The 9,065-nt window shown below is 68.6% G+C and carries 11 protein-coding genes; 9 read left to right on the forward strand and 2 right to left on the reverse strand.

All coding sequences use genetic code 11. From position 1 onward, the window contains the following. Positions 1-124 precede the first annotated feature (124 nt). Genes ACNI14_RS02710 through ACNI14_RS02730 form a run of 5 tightly spaced genes read left to right on the forward strand, consistent with a single transcriptional unit; the run spans position 125 to position 4,046 of the window. Positions 125-850 carry a hypothetical protein gene (locus ACNI14_RS02710; protein ID WP_420518401.1) on the forward strand — a complete coding sequence of 242 codons (726 nt, stop codon included), beginning with the start codon at positions 125-127 and terminating at the stop codon, positions 848-850. After that, a complete protein-coding gene (locus tag ACNI14_RS02715; protein ID WP_420518402.1) occupies positions 847-2,052 on the forward strand; it encodes a peptidoglycan-binding protein in 1,206 nt (401 codons plus the stop codon). The genes ACNI14_RS02710 and ACNI14_RS02715 overlap by 4 nt, the downstream gene beginning before the upstream one ends. After that, positions 2,049-2,774, forward strand: a complete 726-nt coding sequence (locus tag ACNI14_RS02720) for an ABC transporter ATP-binding protein (protein WP_420518403.1) — start codon at positions 2,049-2,051, stop codon at positions 2,772-2,774. Before ACNI14_RS02715 ends, ACNI14_RS02720 begins: the two co-directional genes overlap by 4 nt. Further along, positions 2,771-3,829: an ABC transporter permease gene (locus tag ACNI14_RS02725; protein WP_420518404.1), complete on the forward strand. Its 1,059-nt coding sequence runs from the start codon at positions 2,771-2,773 to the stop codon at positions 3,827-3,829. The genes ACNI14_RS02720 and ACNI14_RS02725 overlap by 4 nt, the downstream gene beginning before the upstream one ends. Next, positions 3,783-4,046, forward strand: a complete 264-nt coding sequence (locus ACNI14_RS02730; protein ID WP_420518405.1) for an ABC transporter permease — start codon at positions 3,783-3,785, stop codon at positions 4,044-4,046. The genes ACNI14_RS02725 and ACNI14_RS02730 overlap by 47 nt, the downstream gene beginning before the upstream one ends. A 403-nt stretch (positions 4,047-4,449) precedes the next feature. Here ACNI14_RS02730 and ACNI14_RS02735 read toward each other — a convergent pair whose 3' ends face one another. After that, complete coding sequence (locus tag ACNI14_RS02735; protein ID WP_420518406.1) at positions 4,450-4,647, reverse strand: hypothetical protein; 198 nt, start codon at positions 4,645-4,647, stop codon at positions 4,450-4,452. Positions 4,648-4,660: 13 nt separating this feature from the next. On the opposite strand from ACNI14_RS02735, the gene ACNI14_RS02740 reads away from it, so the two are divergent. The 4 genes from ACNI14_RS02740 to ACNI14_RS02755 are packed head-to-tail and all read left to right on the forward strand — an operon-like array spanning position 4,661 to position 8,947. Further along, a complete protein-coding gene (locus ACNI14_RS02740) occupies positions 4,661-5,572 on the forward strand; it encodes a peptidoglycan-binding protein (protein WP_420518407.1) in 912 nt (303 codons plus the stop codon). A 47-nt stretch (positions 5,573-5,619) separates the two neighbouring features. After that, positions 5,620-6,291 (forward strand): response regulator transcription factor, encoded by a 672-nt coding sequence (locus ACNI14_RS02745; RefSeq protein ID WP_420518408.1) that lies wholly within the window; start codon positions 5,620-5,622, stop codon positions 6,289-6,291. Continuing rightward, a complete protein-coding gene (locus ACNI14_RS02750) occupies positions 6,288-7,547 on the forward strand; it encodes a HAMP domain-containing sensor histidine kinase (RefSeq protein WP_420518410.1) in 1,260 nt (419 codons plus the stop codon). Before ACNI14_RS02745 ends, ACNI14_RS02750 begins: the two co-directional genes overlap by 4 nt. Beyond that, positions 7,544-8,947, forward strand: a complete 1,404-nt coding sequence (locus ACNI14_RS02755; RefSeq protein ID WP_420518411.1) for a mercuric reductase — start codon at positions 7,544-7,546, stop codon at positions 8,945-8,947. Before ACNI14_RS02750 ends, ACNI14_RS02755 begins: the two co-directional genes overlap by 4 nt. Here ACNI14_RS02755 and ACNI14_RS02760 read toward each other — a convergent pair. Beyond that, on the reverse strand, positions 8,944-9,065 hold a 122-nt coding region (locus ACNI14_RS02760; RefSeq protein WP_420518432.1), incomplete at its 5' end, for an integrase core domain-containing protein. The two genes, ACNI14_RS02755 and ACNI14_RS02760, sit on opposite strands and share 4 nt — an antisense overlap.

Consider the following 9,065-nt stretch of genomic DNA (forward strand, 5'->3'; position numbering starts at 1 on the left):
CACCAGAACGGGGCCGATCTTGGCCACAGGTTGGTCACTGGTGACGGCATCGTCACCACCCGGTGGCCAGCGCCAATGACGGTCCATACGTTCGCCAAACATCGGTCTTCATAGCATCGCCGTCATGGCAAACAACTACCGCGCGGGCCGTGCCGCCCGCCTCTTCGCGCTCACCGGAACCGTCAGCCTCATGGCACTCGGGCTGACCTCATGCTCGTCGGAGCCAGAAGACGACGGCGTGCTGTCGCTCGACGACTCCGACACCGAGACGGCCGCCGAGACCGAGGTCGACCAGGAGGCGCAGGCGCTCGAGTTCTCGCAGTGCATGCGAGACAACGGAGTCGACTTCCCCGACCCGACTGTCGATGCCGACGGCGATGTCTCGTTCGAAGACGCCTTCGGAGCGGCAGGCGAGGGCGGCAGGTTCGAGCCCGGCGACGATTCGTTCATGACCGCGATGGAAGCCTGCGGCGACCTCATCGAGGGCGTCGGCTTTGGGCCGGGCGGCGGGGGCGCAGGGGGCGGCGAGTTCGACCAAACCGAGATCCAGGACGCGCTATTCGAGTACACGGAGTGCCTGCGCGCGGAGGGCCTTGACGTGGGCGACATCGAGTTCGGAATGGGCGGCGGACCTGGCGGCGGCATGGGCGGCGAGCCCGGCGAGATGCCCGAGCCTGGCGAAGGACCCGCCGGCGGCCCGCCCGAGGGCATCGAGCGCGGCGGGTTCGATCGCTTGGACATGTTCGCCGAACAGCTCGGCTACGATGCGGACGACCCGGCGTGGATCGCCGCCAATGAGGTCTGCGAGTCGCCCCTCCAGGGCGGCGGCATGGGCGGGGGTGGCGAATGACTGCCATCGAGCCTCGCCCGTCTCCACAGGCCAGCCAGCCCACCCTTGAGGAAGTCTCCGAGCTCGTCGGCCAGCAGAAGGGCCGGGTGCGACGCATAGGTCTGGGCGCCGCGGCGGCAGGCGTCACTTTCGGCGTAGGCGTGACCGCACTGGTGGGGGCGGCGACGGCTCCCGCCGAGGCGGAGGAGGCCGCAGTCGCACTCGACCTCACCACCGTGGCCGTCGAGTCACGCGACCTCGAGACCTACACCGAGTACGCGGGCACGCTGGGCTACGGCGACGCCGTAACTGCGCTGGCATCCGACTCCGGCATCGTCACCGCAGTCGCAGACCCGTCCGATGCGCTGGTCAGGGGTGATGTGGCCTTCTCCGTCGACGATGAGCCGGTCGCGCTGCTCTACGGCGAGTTGCCCATGTGGCGCGACCTCGACACCGATTCCGAGGACGGCGCGGACATCCTGCAACTCGAGACCAACCTCGCAGCGCTCGGCTTCACCGACAACGGCGACATGAGCGTAGACGAGACCTTCACGACGGCGACCGCCAATGCTCTCGAAGCTTGGGAGCAGGCGCTCGGCCGGGAGGAGCCGGACGGGGTGCTCACTCAAGGCGAGGTGACATACGCGATGGGCGAGCTCCGGGTCGATTCGGGCCTCGAGCGCGGCGAAAGCGTGGAAGCGGGCACCGAGGTGCTCAAAGCGGCACTCACCTCAGAGGTGGTCGACGCAGTGTCCGACGACGGCGAGGTGACCTCTGCGGCCACGGCGTCCGAGGTGGTCTCATTGTCGATCAGCACCAATGACCAGGATCAGTTCGAAGAGGGCGCGAGCGTCGAAGTTGAACTCGCAGACGAGACCGTCGTGCCTGGCACTATCCAGGAGGTAGCCGAGACGCCCGAGCGGGTTGACGAAGGCCCTGACGCCGAACTGGCTCTCGCCGTGACCGTAGTCGTGGACTCAGGCGAGGGCGAGATCGTCGAGGGGCCCGCCAACGTGCGGGTGGCCGATGCGGTGCGCGAGTCCGTCACGATGGTGCCCGTGCGTGCGCTGGTCGCACTGCTCGAGGGTGGATACGCCGTCGAGGTCGCGGGCGACGACGGTTCGTTAGCCCCGGTTGCAGTGGAGATTGGCTCGTTCGAGGACGGCTGGGTCGAGATCACAGGCGACGTGCGACCCGGCGAGAACGTCGTGGTGCCATCATGACGCGGCCATCTGGGGTGCCGGTCCTTGAACTCACCGATGTCTTCAAGGAGTATCCGGGCCGCCCTCCGGTGCGCGCGCTCGAGGGAGTGTCCTTCCGCGTCGACGAGGGAGAAATGGTCGCGATCGTGGGGCCGTCAGGCTCGGGCAAGTCGACCCTGCTCAACGTAATTGGCACCCTCGATCGCCCGAGTTCCGGTGACGTGAGGGTGGGCGGCTACGACATCGCGTCCATGAACGATAGGCGGCTCTCCGCCGCGCGTTCCACGCTGATCGGCTTCGTGTTCCAACAGTTCCACCTCGTGCCGACCCTCACCGCTCTCGACAACGTCGCCACGGGGCTGCTGTACCGCGGCGTAGGACCCACAGAACGCCGCTTCGCCGCATACGAGGCCCTACTACGCGTGGGGCTCGGCCATCGCGTGAGCCACCTCCCCAAGGAGCTCTCGGGTGGAGAGCGCCAGCGCGTGGCAATCGCTCGCGCCCTCGTCAACGATCCCGCGATCATCCTTGCCGACGAGCCCACCGGCAACCTCGATAGCCGCACCGGCGACCAGATCATGGACCTGTTCCGCGGCCTCAACGACGCCGGCGCCACCATCGTGGTGATCACTCACGACCGCGAGCTCGCGGAGACGTTGCCCCGCCAGGTGCGGGTGCGCGATGGGCACGTCGAACACGACTCCTCACTTAAGAACAACCATGCACTGGAGGTGACCTCGTGACCGCGCTCGCCACGGTTGAGGCCACCGACGCGCCTCAGCGGGAGCTCACCCCGTCCAAGGCGCGCCTGGGCGACCTGCTTGCCGTCGCCCTGCGCGCGCTGTCGGGCCGCAAGGGCCGCACCGCACTGTCCGCGCTGGGCATCACGATCGGGATCGCGTCCATGGTCGCTGTGCTCGGGCTGTCCGAATCTTCGCGTGCCGACCTCGCCGCACAGATCGACGCCCTCGGACCCAACTTGCTCACCGTTCAGGCCGGTTCGGGCTTCGGGGCAGGCGACGCCTCGCTGCCCGAGGATGCGTCGACCGCCATTGCGCGTATCGGCCCCATCGAGTCCGTCACCAGCATCGTGTCCCTCGAGGACGCCGTGCTGCGCAACAGCGAGGTGAACCAAAGCGCCACCGGCGGGATCGCCGCCGTCGCGACCGAGCTGAGTCTGCTCGACACCCTGAATACATCGGTGGCCGAGGGCACGTGGCACGACGAGGCCACATCGGACGTCCCCACAGTCGTGCTGGGATCCGTCGCGGCCGAGCGTCTGAGCATCACCGACGTGGGCTACGGCCAGCAGGTGTTGATCAGCGGGGTGCCCTTCACCGTGATCGGGATTCTGGAGCCGTTCCCGCTCAACGAGGACTTGGACCGCGCCGCGCTGATCGGTACGGGCGCGGCCGAGACCTATCTGGACGCCTCGCTCAGCCCATCGATGGTCTACGTGGCGACTGACGCCCAATACGTCGAGGAGGTGCGCTCCGTGCTGGGCGCGACCGCCGACCCGGAGAATCCCGAGGAGGTCGAGGTCACCCGCCCATCCGAGGCACTCGAGGCCCAGGCCGCTGCGGACTCGGCCTTCACCTCGCTGTTCCTCGGCCTCGGGGCGGTCGCCCTGATCGTGGGTGGCGTGGGCATCGCGAACGTCATGGTGATCGGCGTGATCGAGCGTCGCGGCGAGATCGGCCTGGGGGGGGGGGGGGGGGGGGGAGGGTGGGGGCGGGGTGGGCTGCGGCGGGGTGTTCGTCGCGACCCAGGCGCACATCCGGCGCCAGTTCCTCGTTGAGTCTCTTCTGCTGTCTCTGCTCGGCGGCCTGGCGGGCATCCTCACGGGAGTGCTCGTGACCTTCGCGTACGCCTCCACTCAAGGATGGGCCGTAGTGATCCCGCCCATCGCGATCATCGGCGGCCTCGGCGGCGCCCTCATCATCGGGGCCGTCGCGGGCCTCTATCCCGCCATTCGCGCGGCGTCCATGTCTCCCACCGAAGCACTGAGGTCATGATGAACATCCCACACTCCGGCCCACGCCGATCCCTTCTCGCTGCTGCCGTCGGCGCGTCACTTGTGATGGCCGCCACGGGAGCCGACGCCTCGACTGCGCCCGAGTCCGCCGAGGGTGGCGAGAGCGACCCGACCACCATTGTCGAGCAAGGCACAATTTCGCAGCAGACCTCCTGGGACGCGACCCTGACCTACGGCGGCGCCTCGACTGTCACGTGGGGCTCCGGCACTCTCTCCCCGGCGGCCGATGCGGTTCAGGACGAACCTTCCGGCGGCACCGGATCGCTCGCTGAGACGGGCGGCTTGGGTAGGCCACCGTCTGGCGGAACTGCTCGCGCTGGCGACCTGGAACCCTCCGGGGACACCGCCCCTAGCGCGCCCAACACCCAGTGCGGCTGCATGGGTCAAGGCGGCACTCCGCCCACGCCGACGCCCACACCCACGCCGACGCCCACACCCACGCCGACGCCCACACCCACCACGAGCCCCACGCCCACCGCGATCCCGACGACCGAACCCTCGACGATTCCCACTCCAACGCCCTCTGTCACCTCGACTCCGGAGCCCACCCCACCTCCCGAGAAGGACGGCTCGAGCCTCATCGATGCAGAGTCGATGGCCTCGCTCAACCTGGCCTCCGGCGGCGGCCGAGGCGGCCTGCTCGCAACGGCGGTCGCCGTCGATCCGGGAGCCGACCCTGCACCCCAAGAGACCTCGACGGACGTCGTCACGTGGCTCGCGCAACCCGCCTCCACTGTTGAGTCCGGCGGCGAGCTGTACCGCGTGAACGACGATCCCGTGGTGCTGCTCGAGTCCGGCGTCACCATCTACCGAGACCTTACGGTGGGCGACGAGGGTGCGGACGTTCAGGCGGTCGAGGCCGCTCTCGCAGCTCTAGGCTTCGACGCCGACGGCGGGATGACTGTCGACGACGAGTACACCTCCACGACCGCCACAGCCGTCGAGGATTTCCAGTCGAGCGTAAGAGCCGAGGTGACCGGAGACATCGACCCGACCAAGGTCGTCACCAACGACGGACCGATCATCGTCACCGAGATCTTCACGTCCGTGGGTGACACGCTATCGCGTTCAGACGAAGTGATGATCGTCTCTGACATCGAGCGGGTCGTGGAGTTCTCGATCGACCCGTCGCAACGATCCTCACTCGCGGTGGGCTCCACGCTCACCGTCACCATGCCCGACCGCAGTTCCGCGGAGGCCAGCGTGATGTCGATCGACGCCGCACTTCAGGAGGACGGTACCTACGGAGTGGTCGCGCTGATTCCGGAGGTCGAGGTCACCGGAGACAAGTGGGCTGTCACAGTCACGAGTAGTGCCGATGTCGCGACCGACGCACTGCTGCTCGACCCCGAGGCAATCCTCGTGACCGACACTCTCGGAGCGGCGGTCCGCGTGCGCCGCGGCGACGAGGTATCCCTCGAGCCGATCACTATCCTGGGAACGGCGTCTCAGCGCACCGCCGTCGAGGCGAGCGGGCTGGAGGACGGCGATGAACTGCTGTACTGAGCCGACCGCGGCGCACTGCCTGAGGAGGCACGCTTGAGGAACCACGGATGAGGGTATTGGTGGCCGAGGACCATACCGACCTCGCCCTCGAGATTGCGCGCGGCCTGAGGCGCGAGGGCTTCGCGGTCGACGTCGCCCGGAACGGCGAGGAGGCACTCGACAAGGCTGCGATCCACGAATACGACGTGGTGGTCCTGGACCGCGACTTGCCCGGCATCCACGGCGACGACGTGTGCCGAGAGATCGCACAGTGGCCGGACCCCCCGCGCCTGCTCATGCTGACAGCGGCCGATGCGCTCGAGGACATCGTGCAGGGGCTCGGTATTGGCGCTGACGACTACATGGTCAAACCCTTCGCGCTCGCCGAGCTCGCTGCTCGAATTCGCTCGGCTGCGCGCAGGGTCGGCGGGGCTCCGCGCCCCGTGGTCAAGGTCGGCGACCTCGAGATCCGCCCGGACGAGCACCAGGTGTGGCGCGCCGGTCAGCCAGTGTCGCTGTCGCCCAAGGAGTTTGGGATCCTCGAGGTGCTCGCCTCTCAGCCCGGCACGGTCGTGTCGGCAGAGGTGCTGCTCGAGAAGGTCTGGGACGAGTACGCGGACCCGATGACGAGCGCCGTACGGGTCACCATGGTGACGCTGCGGCGCAAGCTCGGCGAGCCGGCGCTCGTGACCACCGTCAAGGGTGTGGGCTACGTACTGCGCGAGCCGGAGGCACAGTGAGAATCACTATCCGGCTACGGCTGACCGCGCTGTTCTCTGCCCTGTTCGTCCTGCTCGCGACGGTGCTCGTGGTGACCGCCTACATGTTCGTGGCGAACTCCTCGACCCCCGAGGCGCGCGTCCAGGAGAGAACCGCCGCCATCGCCGAGATCCTCTCCGAACAGGGCGTCGAGTGGAGCGTCGACGGCTCGACTCCGGAACTGCCGCCGCGCTTCCCCAACGGCGGGAGCCCACCCGGCGGCATCGGCGAGCCCGGCGATGCGAGCCCCTTCCAGGACGTGTTCAACGAGATTGACGAGGCGGTGCGAGCGCGCACCCTAGGCGAGCTCGTACAGTGGCTTGTCCTCGCCGTACTCATCACGGCAGCCGTCGCGATTCCTGTTGCGTGGTGGCTTGCGGGAAGGGTGCTGCGACCCATCGACGCGATCTCCTCGGCCGCCAACTCGCTGTCCGAGGATGACCTTCACAAGCGTCTGAAGGACGACGGGCCGGACGACGAGTTCGGCCGGCTGCGCGGCTCTTTCAACGGGATGCTCTCTCGGCTCGAGTCTGCCTTCGAGGCGCGCCAGCGCTTCGCAGCCGACGCCTCGCACGAACTGCGCACTCCGCTCGCGGTGATGCGCGCATCGGCCGACAACGCGCTGAGCGACGCGAACGCACCCGAGTCAACCCGAGTACTCGCGGCGCAGGTACACACCCAAGTCGCGCGGTCGACCTCTCTCATGACGTCGCTGCTGACCCTGGCCCGCGCCGACGACGTGACACGCCTGCGCGAGCCGCTCGACCTCGCAGACGTCACCGCCGGCTACGTCGCTCAGGTCTCGAGCGAAGCCGCGCTCGGCGGCACGGAGATCGACCTGGACCTGTCCGACGCCCATGTGGAAGGCGACCCCGTGCTGATCGAGCGAATGGTCGCGAACCTGGTCGACAACGCGCTGAAGCACAACAGGGAAGACTCGGGCTGGGTGCGATGCCGGGTGTGGACCGAGCAGGGCTGGGCATGTCTGCGGATCGAGAATGCGGGGCCCATCGTGCCCGCGGCCTCGCTGGACGGGTACTTCCAGCGGTTCACGCGAGGGAGCCGCACGGAGGCAACGGGGCACGGACTGGGACTGCCCATCGTCAAGCGCGTGGTCGAGGTTCACGGCGGCAACGTCGCCGCGGCGCCGCTGGCGGACGGCGGCCTGGACATCGCCGTCACGCTGCCGAGCGTTCGCCCTGCACTCACGCCCACTTCTGGCCACAATGAGGCATGACCCTTCACCACACGCACTTCGACACCATCGTCATCGGCGGCGGCCAGGCCGGACCGTCCCTCGCGGCCAAGCTGGACGGCCGCGGGGAGCGCGTCGCGGTCTTCCAGGACGGGCCGTTCGGTGGCACGTGCCTCAATGACGGGTGCCGTCCCACGAAGGCGCTGCGCGCATCGGCCCATGCCGCCCACGTGGCGCGCACCTCCGCCCACCACGGCGTCCACGTCGAGGGGGTGACGGTGGACGTCGCCCGGGCGGTGGCCCGCAAGGACGAACTCATCGACGGCTGGCGTGCGAGCGGCGGCGGCTACTTCGAGGACCACGAGTCCATCAGCTACGTCACGGCCCGCGCACGGCTCGTCGGCAAGGAGGGCGACGACTACCGGGTCGAGTTCGACGGCCAGGTCGTGACCGCACCGCGCATCGTGCTCAATCCGGGAGCCCGCTCGGTGCCGCCGCGCATCGAGGGCCTGTCACGCGTGGACTACCTCGACCACCACACGCTGCTTGACCTCACCGAGCTCCCCGACCGGCTGTTGGTCATCGGTGGCAGCTACATCGGTCTCGAGATGGGGCAGATCTGGTCTCGCTTCGGCTCCCACGTGACGATCCTCCAATCCGACGATCACGTGATGCCGCGGGAGGACCCGGACATCGCCGATGCGGCAGCGGACTTCGTGCGCGACGAGGGCTTGGAGGTGCGCACCGGCGTGCACATCGTGCGCGCGGAGCGGGACGGCGAGGGCGTGATCCTCACCCTCGCGGACGGCGAGACGGTCGAGGGCGACCGCGTGCTGATCGCCGCGGGGCGCGTCCCCAACAGCGACGACCTCGGCCTCGACACCGTGGGCGTGGACACTGACGAGCGCGGCTACATCGTCACCGACGAGCACTTCCTCACCTCCGCCCCGGGGATCTACGCGCTCGGCGACGTGAACGGCCGCGGCGCCTTCACCCACACCAGCTACCAGGACCACGAGATCCTCGCGGAGCACCTGGCGCGCGAGGACCGCTCGGTCGCGGGCCGCATCCCCACCTATGCCGTGTTCACCGATCCGCCGCTGGGGCGGGTGGGCCTCACGCTCGCCCAGGCGCGCGAGGCCGGCATCAACGTCTCGGTCGCGGACTACCCGATGGCGAACGTCGCGCGAGCAGCGCTCGACGGCATCACCGAGGGTACGATCCGGCTCGTGGTCGACGCGGACCGCGACCGGCTCGTCGGTGCGGCCGTGCTCGGCCATCACGGCGACGAGGTGATCCACTCACTGTCGATGCTGATGCACCTGGACGGGCCCGCATCGGCGCTGCACACGTGGCTCACGGTGCACCCCACCGTGGCCGAGCTGCTGCCTACCGTCTACGGCGCCCTGGAGCCAGACAGCAGTTCCGGCGACGAGGGCTAGCTGTAGTGCCCAGGGAGGTTGTTGAACCTGGTGATGGGTGGGACCTTGCCGATGGCTGAGTGGTTGCGGTGGTGGTTGTAGTAGTGCATCCACGATCCTAGGGCTGCTCGGCGGCTCT

Origin of the sequence: Demequina pilifera, from assembly GCF_048814985.1 — a bacterium.
Lineage (GTDB): Bacteria > Actinomycetota > Actinomycetes > Actinomycetales > Demequinaceae > Demequina.

Bases quoted from the DNA above. Each gene is read 5' to 3' on its own strand.
- ACNI14_RS02740 (WP_420518407.1), top strand. From the start codon at position 4,661: ATGGCCTCGCTCAACCTGGCCTCCGGCGGCGGCCGAGGCGGCCTGCTC.
- ACNI14_RS02735 (WP_420518406.1), bottom strand. From the start codon at position 4,647: ATGAGGCTCGAGCCGTCCTTCTCGGGAGGTGGGGTGGGCTCCGGAGTC.
- ACNI14_RS02745 (WP_420518408.1), top strand. From the start codon at position 5,620: ATGAGGGTATTGGTGGCCGAGGACCATACCGACCTCGCCCTCGAGATT.
- ACNI14_RS02715 (WP_420518402.1), top strand. From the start codon at position 847: ATGACTGCCATCGAGCCTCGCCCGTCTCCACAGGCCAGCCAGCCCACC.
- ACNI14_RS02755 (WP_420518411.1), top strand. From the start codon at position 7,544: ATGACCCTTCACCACACGCACTTCGACACCATCGTCATCGGCGGCGGC.
- ACNI14_RS02710 (WP_420518401.1), top strand. From the start codon at position 125: ATGGCAAACAACTACCGCGCGGGCCGTGCCGCCCGCCTCTTCGCGCTC.
- ACNI14_RS02720 (WP_420518403.1), top strand. From the start codon at position 2,049: ATGACGCGGCCATCTGGGGTGCCGGTCCTTGAACTCACCGATGTCTTC.